Genomic DNA, 16096 nt, shown 5'->3' on the forward strand with positions numbered 1-16096 from the left:
GCAAAATTAAATCATCACCTTTAAATCTGCGGCAACGTCAAAATTAATTTCTCCAAGTGCTTGAATTTCAGCTGGAGTAAACCCAGGTGCAACTGCCTCTAAGACAAAACGTCCATCGACCCAATGCAAAACTGCAAGATCGGTGACAAGCCAATCTACACAGCGCTTTCCAGTAAGAGGATATTTACAACGGCGCGGAAGTTTTGTTCGGCCTTTGCTGTCAGTATGTTCCATCACAATGATCAGCTCGACATCACCAGAGATCAGATCCATCGCGCCACCGATACCTCCTCGTTTTGCATCCGTCACGCTCCAGTTAGAAACACTCGCCTCTGCATCCACTTCATAGGCGCCAAGAATCACTGTATCGATATGCCCCCCGCGTGCCATCTCGAACGAGGTCACGCTTTCAAAAAATGAGGTGCCAGGGATTGCTTCGACAAATTGCCCACCCGCATTAAAGACATCTGGATCGACAGCGTCACCTGTCACAATCCCGCCATAACCCAGCACACCATTTTCAGCATGTAACCACACGCCCCGACCTTCAAGGAAATTGGAAACGAGCGTGGGGATGCCAACACCTAGATTCACGTAAGAATTGTTTCGTACGATGTTCGCGGCATTTTGAGCAATCCCACTGCGTGTCAGTGCTGGTTTCCCGTTATACATCCGCGCACTATCTGCTGGTCGCTTGCCTGAGCGAGACAAGGAATTGATATCGATAGGATCTGTAATTTTGACAACGCGATCGATAAAAATTCCAGGGAGATGAATATGCTCTGGCGCCAACTCGCCCACCTCAAGGATCTCCTCGACCTCAACGATAGCAATGCGTGCCGCTTTAGCGAAACTTGCATTGAAATTCGCACTCCCTCCACGAAACTGAACATTGCCCGCACGATCAGCGCGATAAGCGCTCAAAAATGCGTAATCAACTTGTATCGCGTGCTCTAACAAATAGGGCTGGCCGTTGAAATAGCGAACATCCTTTCCTTCTTGCAAGTCGGTCCCTATACCAGTTGGCGTGTAAAAGGCGGGGATTCCAGAACCTCCCGCACGACAGCGCTCAACTAAAGTCCCTTGAGGTACTAACTCCACCTCTAGCGTACCTTCGGCAATTCGTCTTTCAGCTTCCGTCTCCATGCCGGCACGTATTGAAAAAGAGGTAATGATTTTTTTGACCTGATCATTCTCTACGAGCAATTGCCCCTTTTCACCAGGTGCGCCGAGTGAGTTACACACCACCGTTAAATCGCGAACACCTTTATCGCGTAATGCAAAAATTAGAGTATTGGGAAAACGGTGTGCCAATCCAAAACCGGAAATTGCAACGCTGGCGCCATTTGCGATATCTTCGATTGCTTGCTGAGCTGAAACAACTGCCTTATCCATTGTGTTCTTTATAAAAAGTTTTTAATTTAAACAATCAGAAATGCTTACTCGATGCGTAATTTCAAGATTTTGTTCAACTCGGTGAGTTCAGCCTTTTCTTGAATAATGGCGGCACGGAATTGTTGAGGATTGAGTAGTTTGAGTTCAGAGCCACCTGCCTCGATACGTGCGCGTACCTCTGGCTGAGAAAAATATTGATTGGCTGCCTGATAAAGAGTGTTGATGACGCTTTCAGGTGTACCAGCAGGTGCAAGCAACCCATACCAAGAACCAGTGACATCCTTAATCCCTAATTCAGTCAATGTCGGCACATCAGGCAATGCTTTGGATCGTGCTGAAGCAGTGAGTCCTATCGCACGTAAACGCCCCGATTGGATATGCGGCAACATTGCAGATAAATTCAAAAATGAAACATCCACATGTCCACCCAACATGTCCGTCATGACAGGCGCCGCACCCTTATACGGCGCGTGTGTCAATTTTGTTTTTGTTTCGATTTGAAAAATTTCGCCCGCCAGATGTGTAGAGCTTCCAGTTCCGGTCGAGGCATAGGTCATTGGCTTTGTCTTCGCTAACTCAATAAATTCTTTGACGTTTTTGGCTTTAATGTGCGGGGCTACCACCATCACATTAGGTACGTCGACAATCATAAGAACCGGACTGAATTCAGTAATGCCATCATAGGGTGACTTGGCGCTGAACACTGGAAATGCCGTCTGTGGTGCACCGGCACCCACAAGTAGCGTATATCCATCCGCGGGCGCCTTGGCAACAAAGGCTGTACCAATAGAACCACTCGCACCAGGCTTGGCCTCCACAACAAATGACTGCCCCAGATTTTGCGTCAATCCCATCGCAAGCTCTCGTGCAATTTGATCGGCAGGTCCGCCGACAGGATATGTAATGATGACTTTGACGGGTTTATTAGGATAAGTCTGTGCTAAGACACTCTGCGATAAGAACGCAACTATTAACGCCAAACAACGTAAAAATATTTTCATTATTTTGTCTCCGTTTTTATATGGTGCAAGATACTGCGATCAAATCACGATTTACTCACCTCTTGCGTCTGGCTCAGCAGGCTCAAAACGATAACCCTTGACGCTATCGCCACGCACATATCCACAATGTGGCCAACCAAAATGCACGGGCATAATTAATGCATTACGCTCAGCAGCACGCTTTAAGAACAAAGCCCGTGAAGTACGCGCCTGCTCAGCATGTGCATCAATCCACGTATTGATATGTGGCATGGCAATTTGTAGCGGGCTATGCATCACATCACCTGCAAAGATCGCCTCTTTACCCTCAGACTGGAGACGAAAATGTATGGAACCCGGCGTATGTCCAGGCATCGCCTCGGCTTCTAGGCATCCGGCCACAATATCCCCATCACTAATCAAATCGATTAAACCGGCCTCATACAAAGGCAGCACACTATCCTCGAAAGATCCACTGATGACCCCCTTGTCACCTTTTAGATAGGCCGCATGCGCCTGTTCAAAGTCAACCTTGGGCATCAAGTGACGCGCATTTGGAAACATCGGCACCCATTGCCCATTGTCCATCCGCGTCCCCCAGCCCACATGGTCAGGATGAAAGTGTGTCACGATGACGTGCGTCACAGACTTTGGATCTGCGCCCGCCGCAGCCAACCATAACGGTGTCAATGTATTGAGGTTATTCATGCGCTCAGACGCGCGTTTTTTATGATTACCCACGCCTAAATCAATCACAATCACTTTGTCATCGATATGCATCACCCACAATTGCATGGCAACGATAAAGCGCTCAAGACGCCTGTTGTAATGATGCGGGGCAAGCCACGAAAGGTGAGGTGCGATCTCTTTGACGTCGAGTTCAGGAAATACAAAGTCTGCTGCGTGAGTGGGGCCGCTGTACTCAAGAACGTTATAAATCTTTGCACGACCAACATTACGTGAATAAATCATCTTTATTTGTCTCCGTTATTTTTTATTTTGTTATTTTTTATCTTTTTATTCGACTTGCCGATAGGTCAATCGCCATCTTGTATCGCGCTTTTCCCAAGAAGGCGGACCAGAGGAAAATGAGTTGCCGGTTGGATCGGCAGTTAATCTCGATTGCATGAATGCTTGCGCGCGCGCTTCGTTCGCAATACCGTACATCGCAACATAATTAGGAACACCTGGCGCAGGATGCATAAACTCGCGCATCGATGCATAACGTGCGCCACTCACAAACCCATATCCGGCCAACACCTCAGGGACATGCGTCTGGTTATAAAATTCATTGAACTGGGCAATCTCTGAGGCAGTTGAACCCGACGCTTCACTCATCCCGACAAGATACATGTAGGGCGACGCAGACACTTGCAATGTCTCGGGGTTATTCAATAAATGACGCCACATGAGACGCCATTTTGTCTGGCGCTGCTGCCAAGCACTCGGTCCATCGCTGTACACAGGCCGTCCACTTGCAGGGCCATCATTGCGAGAAATGTAAAGCCTTGCGGCCTCCTCACTTTCAATATCATAGGCCGCCAGAAATCTTGGTCCTCTTGGCCCGCGAGGATCATCTTGTGCAAGTTCGTAACGACGTCCGCGTAAAAAACCTGGATTACTGGCTAAAACTTCGGGTCGATGTATATCGCTATAAAAACGATTGAACGCTGCCACATCTGCAGCGCTTGTGTCAGCGGGAATATCCATTCCCACCCAATAGGTAAATAATGCATCACTCATGACATGATCCTTGTGTTTAGGCCAACTTGAACATTGGTATACCCGTGCCATTCTCACTGTGTTTGAACGTCACTTGTACTTTTTGACCACAACGGATCGTATCCAAATCACAATCCACAATATTAGTGAGCATCGTGGGTCCCTCCTCCAAGGTGACGTAAGCAATCACATAAGGAACGGGCCCAGACACACGTGTCACGCTGTAACTGTAAATCGTACCGGCACCTGTTGATTCTCTCCATTCCGTTTTATCGCTGAAACAAAATGGACAGAGTGCGCGCGGATAGTGGTGATACTGGCCACAGTCATTGCAAAACTTTACTAACAACTTGCCCTTTGTGGCCGCTTCAAAAAATGGCTCATCGCCATAGTTGAATTTTGGGTCGGAAATTTTTCTATCTTGATATGGGGTAGCCATCGAATTATTCTCTTTCCATGATGAGTGTGGCACTGCCGTGGCGCGTACTGAGCGAGCCACCGGTTCCATGTGCAAGTGCGAGGTCGCAGTTTTTGACCTGAACCAACGGATGCGCTTCACCACGCAATTGTCGAACCGCCTCGATGATTTTAGTAATCCCACCACGATTGACAGGGTGGTTATTACACAAACCACCACCGTCTGTATTGAAAGGTAATTTACCCACACCAGAAATGAGATTGCCATCCATGACGAACTTGCCACCTTCGCCTTTTTTGCAAAAGCCCAGATCCTCGAGAGTCATGATGACCGTAATCGTAAAGCTATCGTAAATAGAGGCATACTTAATGTCTTGAGGTGTCACACCCGCTTCAGCAAAAGCGATGGGGCCCGAGCGCACCGCACCTGTGTAGGTGATATCAACCTTGCCACCCATTTGTCCTTTAGGCGACTCCCCTGCGCCAATGAGCTTGACCATCGGACGCTTCAGTCGTTTGGCGACTTCGGGACTCACCACGATGACCGCGCCACCACCATCTGTGACCACACAGCAATCCAAGCGATGCAGAGGATCAGAAATCATGGGCGATTTCAGCACATCCTCAACGGTCACCACCTTTTTAAGGTAAGCATTGGGGTTGTGCTGGGCGTGATGTGAAGCGGCAACTTTGACCCAGGCAAGCTGCTCACTTGTCGTGCCGAATTCATGCATATGACGCATAGCGGCAAGGGCATATAAGTTAACGGTCACGGGTCCGTAAGGCATTTCAAAAGGCGTATCAGGAATGTTCGAGTCCAACTCGCGCACGATCGTTCCTGGCCGACCAAATCCAGCACAGGTGATCAGCGCCACACTACACTTACCCGCAGCGATTGCCTCTGCGGCATGCGCCACAAGATACAGGTAGGACGAACCACCCGTATTCGTTGAATCTGAATGCCTGACTGTTAAACCCATGTAGTCGATCATATTGATGCCACCTAGCCCTCCTGGGGCATCAGTCGAACAAAAATAACCGTCAACGTCATGAATAGTGAGTCCAGCATCCTCTAAGGCACCTTTTGCACATTCCGCATGCAACTGGGCGAGTGATTTATTTTCAATTTTTCGTGCGGGGTGCTCGTAAATGCCCCCGATATAGGCCTTGCCGCGAATACTCATGCGATGTTGTCTCTATGAATATTTAATGTCACCTGATTGAACAACTCAAGAGATGCACTAAATTTTTGTAAATTTTTATACCACGTGGGTTTTGACAAGTAAATCAAATATTAATTTTTCAAGATGGTGTATCAATATATAAAACTGGCATACTTCACTCACGCTTAACAATTGTCGAATTAGTCGGGATCTCATCATGAGCAAAAACGCTGCGCAAGTCATTATTGAGGTTTTGGAATCCGCCGGGGTACGTCATATCTACGGTGTTGTAGGCGATACGCTCAACCACGTCACAGATGCTATTTCAAAGAGCACCATTGAATGGGTGCACACCAGACACGAAGAAGTCGGAGCTTTTGCGGCCGGAGCTGAGTCCTACATGAGCGGCGTCTTGGCGGGTTGTGCAGGATCCTGCGGGCCTGGCAGCCTCCACTTGATCAATGGCGTCTACGAGGCCCATCGCAATCATGCCCCACTAATTGTGATTGCTAGCCAACTCGACACGATGAGCCTTGGTTTAGATATGCCTCAGGAAGTCGACTTTCAAAAAGTCTTTTCTGATTGCTCGGTCTTTTGTGAGCAGGTTTATAACGCCGAGCAAGCTCGACGCGTTGCAGTGCTTGCCTGTCAGGCCGCCATCAGCAAAAAGGGTCCTGCGGTCATTATTCTGCCAGTTGACATCAGCAATACCGAGATCAAAGATGATGTGCCTTATTCGGTGCACTTCCCTAATCCGGTTCGACGTCCCTCTGATAGCGAACTTGCCCAAACTGCCGCCATTCTTGCCGAGGGGAAAAAGATTGGCATTTACGCCGGCGCGGGCTGCCAAGGTGCGCATGATCTGCTGATTGAGTTAGCAAAAAAATTAAAAGCTCCCATCGCACATACATCGCGTGCTAAAGATTTTGTCGAATACGACAATCCCTACAACGTTGGTATGACGGGCTTGCTGGGTGTGCATTCTGGTTTTCATATGATGACCGAGTGTGACACGTTGCTCCTGCTTGGCGCAGACTTTGCCTGGGGGCAGTTCTATCCTAAACATGCCAAGATCGTACAGATTGATCGCGATGCCGCCCGCTTGGGTCGACGCCATCCTGTCACGCTCGGTTTAGAGGGAGACGTGATCGCTTCGCTGGAAGCCTTACTTCCAATGATCAAAGAACGCTCTGATGAAAGCTTTTTGAAAGAGTGCCTTGAGCAACGTCAAAAAACTGAAGCCACGCTACTGGCTGAGGAGCAACCCGGTCGCGGTGACTTGATACACCCTCAACACCTCGCAAGTTTGCTCAACAAGTATGCGGATGATGACGCTTTATTTTCAGCGGACACCGGAACCGCGATGGTGTGGACCCTGCGACATATCAAGACAAATGGTAAGCGCCGGACCATGATTAGCCTGAGACACGCCACGATGGCGAACGGTATGCCCATGGCGCTGGGGTTGAAAAAAGCCTATCCCGATCGCCAAGTCATTTGTATGGCGGGTGATGGCGGTCTCGCTATGCTGATGGGTGATTTATTGACGATTCATCAAGAAAATCTTCCAATCAAGATTGCAGTATTGAACAATGGCGCCTTAAACTTTGTCGAGATGGAAATGAAGACAGAGGGCTTGCTCAATAACTATACAGACCTGAAAAATCCAAGCTTTGCCAAAATCGCTGAAGCTGTCGGTTTAAAAGGGTTTGAGGTCAAACGCAGCGAAGATCTTGAGCAAGCCGTCCAGGACTTTCTCTCTCATCCAGGTCCCGCGCTATTGGATGTGCATACGAATCGTTATGAACTCGTGATGCCACCGACCGTTAGTGCTCAAAATGTTGTGGGCATGGCAACCTACAGCGCCAAGGCATTGTTGAGTGGTCGCATCAGTGATGTGAAAGATCTGATGAAAAGTGCGCTGCATGATTTGAAAAGATAAGCACCATTGAAATCGCGCGCGGCTTCATCCAGCGCGCGATTTTTTCTTTTTCAATGTCTCGCTTTTAATTCTTCTTTTTCTCGACGACTAACTGTATCTCGACCATGAAACCGTAATGAAGCTCGGGCACGGGCACCACGGCGCGAGCAGGCTTATGGTCACCAAAAATATCCGCATAAATCGTGTTGAACTCTGGCCAGTTTGATACGCCAACAATGTATGCCGTGCACTGCACCACATCATTGAGCGTACAGTCGGATGCTTTGAGAATATTTACACAATGTTTAAAAGAGGCGCGCACCTGGCGCTCGAAACTATCGATCTCCTCTTCCGCAGGTTTGCCAGGAAGAACCCCTGAAACAAAAATCAAGCCTTCGGACTCAACCGCATGGCTATAGTGACCGGCGGGAGCAGGCGTATGTGGCGAGTGTATGAGTTTCATTTGATATTCAAAATTAATTAATAAATTTATCGTTGTAACTGTGTATACAAATACTCAACGAGCAATCGTACCTTGGCTGTTAAGTAACGGCGACTTGGATACACAGCAAAGATACCAAGTTCGTCCGCTCGCCACTCGGGCATCAATTCAATCAATCGGCCTGACTCGATGTCTTCGCCAATCAAAAAGTCAGGCTGTAAAATGATGCCTTGATCTTTAAGTGCTGCTGCGCGACAAGTATCTCCGTTGTTAGTCCGCATCACCGGAGCGATTCGCACTGAGACTTGACCCTTGGTATCACTATCAGAAGTAAAGATCCAGTGATCGCCTGACGATAACAAACTGTATGCCAGGATACGATGATGACTCAAATCTTCGGGAACGCGGGGTATTGTATGTTTCTGTATGTAACCCGGTGAAGCGCACAACACCATTCTCGTTTCACTTAATGGACGACTCACAAGCGTCGAAGATTCTAGTTTTCCAATTCTTACTGCCATGTCGTAGCCCTCTTCAACCAAGTCGACGACACGATCTGACAGCGTCACATCCAAATTCACCTCAGGATACTTTTGCATAAAACCAGGCCAGAGCGCCGCCAGATGCGAAAGCCCATAGCTCACCGGCACATTGATACGTAACAATCCGCGCGCTTGCGCACTACGATGACTGACATCGTCCTCAGCTTCCTGCAGTTCAAAGAGCACACTGCGACAACGACCCAAGAAAGTATCGCCCTCTGGAGTGAGGGATAGTTTGCGAGTCGTACGGTGGAGCAATCTCACACCAAGATGCTCCTCAAGCTCTGCGACCAAGCGTGACACGACTGCCTTGGATATCTGCAGACGATCCGCCGCTCCGACAAAACTGCCAGCATCCACCACCGCTACAAAGGCACGCATCGCGTCAAACTTATCCATTGTTCCTATTTTAAAGACAATTAATCATTTTTAATCATATTTATCTATTTTTAAATCACCAATAGACTGTTTTTTGTTTAGCAACACTCCCATCTTCACCCAACTCAATGGATTTTTCATGAATTCAACACTACAAAATAGCTTGACCCTTTTCGGCCGCCTAGCACTGGCTGCTCTCTTTCTACCCGCTGGTTTGTCAAAAATAAGTGGCTTTGAAGGCACAGTCGGCTACATCAACTCCGTAGGCCTTCCCCTAGCCTCCTTGGCTGCTGTCATCGCGATTCTGGTCGAGGTCGGTGGCGGCTTAGCGCTCATTACAGGTCTGTTTACCCGCTCCGCCGCACTCGTGCTTGCAGCATTTACGGCTGTGGCAACGTTATCCTTTCATGCATTCTGGGCAGTTCCTGCAGAACAAGCATTCATGCAACAGCTCATGTTCTATAAAAACGTTGGGGTTGTAGGCGGTTTACTTGTCTTGGCTGCTCACGGCGCCGGAGCCTGGGCACTCGGCGCGAAACATCACCAAGTCGCAGCTTAATCATTCACGCATTTAAAGCACAACCAGAAAACACTCATGACAACGCAACGCGCACCCGTAATCTTCGTTTCACATGGTTCTCCAATGCTAGCAGTCGAACCTGGTGCGCTAGGTGCCAAACTCGCAGAGCTTGGAAAGCACTGGGATCAAGTGCGCGGGATCGTGGTGGTATCGCCTCATTGGCAAACCAAAGCGTTGAAAGTGGGCAGTCATCTTCAACCCGAAACGATTCATGATTTCGGTGGCTTTCCAAGCGTCCTTTATACGCTTAACTACCCCGCGCCAGGATCACAAGCCTTGGCGCAGCAAGTGCTGCAGACGCTTGCATTGTCTGGCATCCAAGCAGAGTTAGATACAGCACAAGGCCTGGATCACGGAGTATGGGTTCCGCTTTTGCATCTGCGACCTCAGGCAGATATTCCAGTTGTCCCGGTTTCATTACCTGTGGACGCAACACCTGAAACTGTGTTCGCGCTTGGTCTTGCGCTTGGCTCACTACGCGATCAAGGCATAGCGATCGTTGGCTCCGGCAGTATGACGCATAATTTAAATGAGTTTCGCGGTGCGGGCGTCACTCAACCGCAAGCATATGTCACGGAGTTTTCCAATTGGGTACGATCTCACACTGAAACGCGAGACATCAAGTCGATGATCCACTACCGCACACAAGCGCCGCATGCCGTCAGAGCGCATCCGACCGACGAGCACTTTCTACCACTCTTCGTGGCGCTTGGCGCAAGCTCAGAACAGGACTCCATGCAGATACTAGACACTGAAGTACGCTACGGAATGCTATCGATGGAGTCCTATGCCTGGGGCAACTTGGATCTTGATTCAAACCAAAATACTACTGAGGTTTGATACCAATATCTGTCACGACCTTGCCCCAAATCTGTATTTCACGTGCAATGGACTCTTTAAACTCGATCGGTGTTCCCCCTGCAGGTTCAGCCCCATCGGCCTGAATCTTTTCTCTCGCAGAAGGTTTTTGTAGAATTTTATTTACAACGGTATTGAGTTTTTCTACGACATCAACAGGCATCCCTTTGGGTCCGATGAGGCCATACCAAAGCGTCGCCTCGTAATTCGGAAAACCGCTTTCAGCGATGGTTGGCACATCCGGCAATGCTTGAATACGATTGGGTGTAGTGACCGCCACCGCATTGATTTTTCCTGAACGGACATGCGGCAAAGCACTCGCGGTCGCAGCAAAATAGAGGTCAACCTGATTGGCAATCAAATCAACCAATGCGTTCCCGCCGCCTTTGTAAGGGATATGTGTCATCTTGATATCCGCTCGCTGGTTAAAGAGCTCGTTGGCGAGATGAATCACACTCCCTTGTCCTGATGAGGCAAAATTAATAGAACCTGGAGATTTTTTGGCAGCAGCCACCAACTCCGCCACTGTTTTGATTCCACTCTTGTTTGATGTCACAGCGAGCATCGGTCCAGCGCTCATTTTTATAATGGGCGTGATGTCTTGCACTGGATCGAATTTAAGTTTGTAGAGACTTGGGTTGACGGTATAACTTGAGGAAATCAGTGTCACTGTATAGCCGTCTGGTGCCGCAGCGAGACCTGCTTCAACACCAATTAATCCGCCTGCGCCGGTTCGATTTTCAACCACAACGGGTTGACCTAAAACATCCGCCATCTCTTTGGCCATATATCGCGCCAACACGTCAGCACCGCCGCCTGGAACAAAGGTCACGATCATGCGGATTGGTTTGTCTGGATAGCTCGCGTGAACGCCCGAACTAAACATCAAGGTAAAACCAGTCAAACCAAAGGCTATCAGGGTTGAAATTTTTTTATTCATTGGTTGTCTCCGCGCATGTTGCACCGTTCTTATTCATTTCTTCGAATGTATCATTAGGAACGGTGCGATTAATAACCGCAACGACAGATTATCGTTTAATCAAGATATTTGCCTCGCGGGCCACTTTGCCAACAACTGCGATTTCCTCAGCAATAATTTTCTTAAACTCCTCGGGTGTATTAGGTTGAGTCTGGAATGAAAGCTTTTCAAACTTAGCCAATACCACGGGGTCTTGCGTTGCCTTGTTCACTTCTCTGGAAATCATTGCGACAATTTCAGGTGGTAAATTTGCAGGGCCCCACAGCCCATACCAAGACTTAATCTCAAATCCCGGCAGTACTGTTTCTGAAACGGTAGGCACATCAGGCATCGAGCGGACACGCTCATTGCTTGTAATAGCAAGTACCTTTAAGCGCTTGCCTTCGATAAAAGGCGTAGCACCCGGCAAAGGTGAAATCGCTGCAGTCACGTGCCCACCCATCACGTCCGTCAATTGAGGGCTCGCACCTTTATAAGGAATGATGTCCATATTGAGCTTCAGCTCTCTCGTGAGGATTTCCTCAGAAAGATGGCTAGTGGTACCAAAACCTGAAGTCGCCCAAGTGTATTTTTTAGGATTCGCCTGCGCTAACGCCACCAACTCTTTGAGCGAGTTGATTTTTTCATTAACCGACACAAGCACTGCGAGAGGGACATATCCGACCTGAGCGATCGGTGTAAAGTCCTTTTCAGCATCGTATGTTTTACCTTCCATCACCAGTGGCAAATACACTTGGCCAGAAGCATTAAATAAAAGCGTATAACCATCAGATTTTGCTTTAGCCACCTCAAGGGATCCAATTAATCCTGAGGCACCTGGCTTATTTTCAATCACAATCGGCTGGCCGAGTTGCTTTTGTAATTGATCGGCCACAATGCGCGCTGTCGTATCAATCGATCCGCCAGGTGTGTACGGAACGATTAATCTGATGGGGCGTGATGGATATGCTTGAGCGATTGCTTGTCCCGCCAACACCGAGCTGAGGACTGCAAAGATTACGCCATAAATTGTTTTTTTCATAAATGCCTCTTTATCATTTTTAATTAAATTTAACTAACAAATCGGTAGAGTCTCTGCGGATTTAAAACAAGCACTTGCTCCATCAACGTAGGTTCAAGGGCAATATGCGCTAACGCTTCTACTAACAATCCATCATCCGGGATGTGTGTGTGATTAGGATGTGGCCAATCTGTTCCCCACACACACTGTTCTGGATATTGACTCACCAGACACTTCGCAATTTCAACTCCTGCAGCATAGCGATCTCCTATAGATGCATGCGCATCAATGCGATCAATACCGCTCACTTTTACAGTGAACAATTTATTTCTAAGTAAGCGAAATAGTGCTTGAAAATCCTCATGCTCAATACCCTTTCTAGCATCAATGCGTCCCATATGATCGATCACCACCGGAACTTGGCTTTCTGCAAGTAATGGTCCAAGCTCATGAATAAGTGAGCTCTCAAAGTGCACCTGTAAGTGCATACCGACAGCCTTTAAACGCGGCGTCATTTCAAGGACTTTCTGAATCGATGCATCATTGGATAAATGACGCATAAAGTTAAAACGAACACCTCTGAAGCCCGCTTCGGCGAGTCTGAGTAACTCTTTGTCTGTGACAGTAGTTGGCACCAGCGCAACGCCAAGATACGATCCTTTTCCGGCAAGAATTGCATCTTCAACCACGCTATTATCAAAACCATGAATGACGGATTGCACAATCACGCAGCGTTCGATACCTAATTGCTGATGCAAGGCAAATAACTTTTCTTTCGGCGCTTCGACAGGTGTGATTTTTCGGTCTGTTGAGTATGCAAAAAGACGGGTAGGTCCAAATACATGGACATGACTGTCACAGGAAAATTTTGGTAATTTGATTGTCGATTGGCTTGGAGACTCCAGATATGTTCGAACTGGAGTTTGAACTTCTTTTGTGCCTATTGAGGACATAGTGTTCCCGATCTCGCTTAATCGCAACGCGCGGTCATCCCGCCGTCAACAAGTATTTCAGTTCCCGTAATAAAACGAGCGTCGTCACTGGCAAGAAACAAAGCTGCGCTTGCCGAATCACGTCCGTCACCCATAAAACCAAGCGGAATACGCTTCAATCTCTGAGCAAGCAATGAATCGACATCGCCGCCTGCACGTTGCTTCGCCAGTCGGACTTCGACCATGGGCGTATGCAATTGACCTGGCACAACGGTGTTGACTCGAACACCTGAGCTTGCATATTGGACAGCCATGACTTTTGACATTTGAATCACGCCTGCTTTAGAGGCAGCATAGGCGACCTGGGCACTTCCCGTCCATCGCATTCCAGATGTGGATGCCATGTTGACAATAGCACCGCTTTTTTTCGCCATCATGATGGGTAAGACAAACTTTGATGTCAGGAATACGCTTTTAAGATTGATTGCCATCTGACGGTCCCAACTTTCCTCCGTCATTTCTGTTGGGCCACCTGCAGCTGAACCACCGACGTTATTAATCAAAATATCGACTGTGCCAAACTTTCTCACACAGGCCTCCACCATGGCCTCAACGCTTTGCGCACTCGTCACATCACAGATGTAGGTCTCAAACGATTTCGCCGCCTCTCCAGCACGCGCGATTGTTTCTGCAAGTGTCGCCTCCTCTCGGTCCACTGCAAAAACGCGTGCGCCCTCCTCTGCGAGTCTGACAGCCATTGCACGACCGTTTCCCCATCCTTCCCCTACGCAGCCTGCGCCGGTCACAATCGCGACCTTTTGATCAAATCTTTTCATGTGTGACTGCGTCCTCTCATCGTTATTTATTGATACAAAGTACCTATTAACCTTCAAGTTTGAGCGCATCAGGATGTCATGTAAACTACATAGCTCCTATACCAGATATGTTTTTATGCTATGGATCTGAAGCAGCTTGAATACTTTATTGCTGTTGTCGAAAAAGGCAGCTTCAGCAAGGCCGCGATCTATTTGAGTCTTGCCCAACCAAGCATCAGCCGAAAGATTGCCTTGCTGGAGGATGAGCTTGGACAGAGGCTGCTTGAGAGAACTGGCCGAGGAGTTAGACCCACTGAGGCCGGCCAAGCCCTCCTGTCTCATGCCAAGCTCATGATTGATACGGCGGCGACGGCGACCTTTCAGATAAAAGAGATGAGCACAGCGGTATCTGGAAAAGTCATTGTGGGTTTGCCGCATCGCGTCGCCGAAGGACTCTGCGTCCCTCTCGTCCAAGAGTTCAGAAAACGGATGCCACACGCCATGATTTCTGTGGTTGAGGGACTCAGTGTTTCTCTCAGAGATGGACTCATCAATGGCCGCATTGATCTCGCGGTACTTTTTGACCCACCGCCCACTCCATTGCTCTCATACGAAAAACTGATGCGAGAAAAGCTAATTTTGATCGCACCCGATCACTATCCACTCAAAAGCCAAATCAGCTTGGCTGAGCTCGCAAATTTTCCAATGATTTTGCCCGGTCAATCCAATCCAATCCGCAATCTCATGGACGCCGTATTACTGCCTCAAAATATTTGCCTCAACATCATTGCCGAAGTGGGCGCCGTCTATACCGCACTTAAACTTGTAGAGAGCGGCATAGGTTGTTCAATTTTGCCTGAAAGTGCCCTTAAACATAAACACACGTCTAACCTTAGGTTTGCACAGATCGGCCCACCAGTCATGCGCAACCTTTTAGTACTCGCCACACCCAAATCTCGTCCCACCAACAGGCTGCACCAGGAAACGGCAAAACTTTTAAGAGAACTCGACTTTAGGGCTTAAAAACTTCAACCCTCAGCCAACTATAGAACTCGCCTATAACTGTTATAGATGGGAAGTCCTTCACAGAGCTGCAGAAAACCCTGAAACTATGCCTTTTAAACACTTCTACCAGCAGATGCAAACATGACATATTCGACTCGGTCCGTGACGTATCAATCTAAAAATAACCAGCCAATCACGATTGAATACAGCGATCAAGGTACAGGTCGTATCATCGTTATGCTTCCTTCTCTTGCTCGTTCCGGTAGAGATTACGATGCAGTGGCGGAGCTTTTGGTCAAAGACGGTTTTCGAGTGATCCGTCCAGAACCCAGAGGTATTTTAGGAAGCTCTGGTCCCATGAAGGATCTGGACCTGCACGATTTTGCGGCAGACGTCGCAGCGGTTTTAGATCAAGAAAAAACAGGACCGATTGTGGTCGTCGGACACGCTTGGGGAAGTCAGCCTGCGCGTATGCTCGCCGCAGACCGTCCAGATTTAGTGTGTGGCGTGGTCATGGCAGCCGCTTCAGCAGGAAAGCTTCCACCCGGCTCCACAGAAAAACCCTATAGTCGACTCAGGGCTGAGATTGACGGTGCTGGTAACCCCGAGTTGTCCAAAGAAGTCAGACTTGAAAATCTCAGAAAAGCATTTTTCGCTCCTGGCAGTGATCCAAGCGTCTGGCTAGACGGTTGGTATCAAGAGGCCCATCATGCACAGAGCCATGCCCGTATGTTCACCAACATAGACGAATATTTCTCTGCTGGCGAAGTCGTTCCCATCCTGGATTTGCAAGCCGAGTTTGATGCAGTTGTTGTTCCAAACGTCATGAAGCCCTATTTGGGCGATCGCGTCACGGTGCAGGTGATCAAAAACGCCGGACACTCGATGGCACCTGAACAGCCACTTGCTATGAGCAAAGCCATCGTGGCTTTTGCAAATAAAATCTATGGCTGAAATGAATGAAGAC

General features: G+C 48.4%; 17 protein-coding genes. 5 read left to right on the forward strand and 12 right to left on the reverse strand.

Annotated features, from left to right (window positions below; genetic code table 11):
* Positions 1 to 6: 6 nt before the first annotated feature.
* Genes WBJ47_RS04310 through WBJ47_RS04335 form a run of 6 tightly spaced genes read right to left on the reverse strand, consistent with a single transcriptional unit; the run spans position 7 to position 5698 of the window.
* Positions 7 to 1395, reverse strand: a complete 1389-nt coding sequence (locus WBJ47_RS04310; RefSeq protein WP_422243700.1) for a 3-oxoacid CoA-transferase — start codon at positions 1393 to 1395, stop codon at positions 7 to 9.
* Between the two features lie 44 nt (positions 1396 to 1439).
* A complete protein-coding gene (locus WBJ47_RS04315; RefSeq protein ID WP_422243701.1) occupies positions 1440 to 2396 on the reverse strand; it encodes a Bug family tripartite tricarboxylate transporter substrate binding protein in 957 nt (318 codons plus the stop codon).
* A 51-nt stretch (positions 2397 to 2447) separates the two neighbouring features.
* Positions 2448 to 3347: an MBL fold metallo-hydrolase gene (locus WBJ47_RS04320; RefSeq protein WP_422243702.1), complete on the reverse strand. Its 900-nt coding sequence runs from the start codon at positions 3345 to 3347 to the stop codon at positions 2448 to 2450.
* 45 nt (positions 3348 to 3392) lie between these two features.
* Positions 3393 to 4118: a hypothetical protein gene (locus WBJ47_RS04325; protein ID WP_422243703.1), complete on the reverse strand. Its 726-nt coding sequence runs from the start codon at positions 4116 to 4118 to the stop codon at positions 3393 to 3395.
* A gap of 16 nt (positions 4119 to 4134) precedes the next feature.
* Complete coding sequence (locus tag WBJ47_RS04330; RefSeq protein ID WP_422243704.1) at positions 4135 to 4536, reverse strand: Zn-ribbon domain-containing OB-fold protein; 402 nt, start codon at positions 4534 to 4536, stop codon at positions 4135 to 4137.
* A 4-nt stretch (positions 4537 to 4540) separates the two neighbouring features.
* On the reverse strand, positions 4541 to 5698 hold the full coding sequence (locus WBJ47_RS04335) for a thiolase domain-containing protein (protein ID WP_422243705.1): 1158 nt from the start codon (positions 5696 to 5698) through the stop codon (positions 4541 to 4543).
* A gap of 196 nt (positions 5699 to 5894) precedes the next feature.
* On the opposite strand from WBJ47_RS04335, the gene WBJ47_RS04340 reads away from it, so the two are divergent.
* Complete coding sequence (locus WBJ47_RS04340; RefSeq protein ID WP_422243706.1) at positions 5895 to 7619, forward strand: thiamine pyrophosphate-dependent enzyme; 1725 nt, start codon at positions 5895 to 5897, stop codon at positions 7617 to 7619.
* A gap of 64 nt (positions 7620 to 7683) precedes the next feature.
* Here the strand turns inward: WBJ47_RS04340 and WBJ47_RS04345 are convergent, their stop codons facing one another.
* Entirely contained in the window at positions 7684 to 8061 is a 378-nt protein-coding gene (locus tag WBJ47_RS04345) for a RidA family protein (protein ID WP_422243707.1), read from the reverse strand.
* A gap of 26 nt (positions 8062 to 8087) precedes the next feature.
* Complete coding sequence (locus WBJ47_RS04350; RefSeq protein ID WP_422243708.1) at positions 8088 to 8981, reverse strand: LysR substrate-binding domain-containing protein; 894 nt, start codon at positions 8979 to 8981, stop codon at positions 8088 to 8090.
* Positions 8982 to 9099: 118 nt separating this feature from the next.
* Here WBJ47_RS04350 and WBJ47_RS04355 point away from each other — a divergent pair, with 118 nt between their 5' ends.
* Positions 9100 to 9519, forward strand: a complete 420-nt coding sequence (locus tag WBJ47_RS04355) for a DoxX family protein (RefSeq protein ID WP_422243709.1) — start codon at positions 9100 to 9102, stop codon at positions 9517 to 9519.
* Between the two features lie 84 nt (positions 9520 to 9603).
* Positions 9604 to 10380 carry a DODA-type extradiol aromatic ring-opening family dioxygenase gene (locus tag WBJ47_RS04360; RefSeq protein ID WP_422243710.1) on the forward strand — a complete coding sequence of 259 codons (777 nt, stop codon included), beginning with the start codon at positions 9604 to 9606 and terminating at the stop codon, positions 10378 to 10380.
* Here the strand turns inward: WBJ47_RS04360 and WBJ47_RS04365 are convergent.
* From WBJ47_RS04365 to WBJ47_RS04380, 4 genes are all read right to left on the reverse strand, one after another.
* Complete coding sequence (locus tag WBJ47_RS04365) at positions 10367 to 11338, reverse strand: tripartite tricarboxylate transporter substrate binding protein (protein WP_422243711.1); 972 nt, start codon at positions 11336 to 11338, stop codon at positions 10367 to 10369. The two genes, WBJ47_RS04360 and WBJ47_RS04365, sit on opposite strands and share 14 nt — an antisense overlap.
* 88 nt (positions 11339 to 11426) lie before the next feature.
* A complete protein-coding gene (locus WBJ47_RS04370; protein WP_422243712.1) occupies positions 11427 to 12398 on the reverse strand; it encodes a Bug family tripartite tricarboxylate transporter substrate binding protein in 972 nt (323 codons plus the stop codon).
* A 29-nt stretch (positions 12399 to 12427) separates the two neighbouring features.
* A complete protein-coding gene (locus WBJ47_RS04375) occupies positions 12428 to 13330 on the reverse strand; it encodes an amidohydrolase family protein (protein ID WP_422243713.1) in 903 nt (300 codons plus the stop codon).
* Positions 13331 to 13347: 17 nt separating this feature from the next.
* Entirely contained in the window at positions 13348 to 14145 is a 798-nt protein-coding gene (locus WBJ47_RS04380) for an SDR family NAD(P)-dependent oxidoreductase (protein ID WP_422243714.1), read from the reverse strand.
* A 120-nt stretch (positions 14146 to 14265) separates the two neighbouring features.
* Between WBJ47_RS04380 and WBJ47_RS04385 the strand changes: the two genes are divergently transcribed.
* Positions 14266 to 15147 carry a LysR family transcriptional regulator gene (locus WBJ47_RS04385; protein WP_422243715.1) on the forward strand — a complete coding sequence of 294 codons (882 nt, stop codon included), beginning with the start codon at positions 14266 to 14268 and terminating at the stop codon, positions 15145 to 15147.
* 123 nt (positions 15148 to 15270) lie between these two features.
* Positions 15271 to 16083: an alpha/beta fold hydrolase gene (locus tag WBJ47_RS04390; RefSeq protein ID WP_422243716.1), complete on the forward strand. Its 813-nt coding sequence runs from the start codon at positions 15271 to 15273 to the stop codon at positions 16081 to 16083.
* Positions 16084 to 16096 lie beyond the last annotated feature (13 nt).

Source organism: Zwartia sp. (assembly GCF_049655405.1).
Lineage (GTDB): Bacteria > Pseudomonadota > Gammaproteobacteria > Burkholderiales > Burkholderiaceae_B > Zwartia.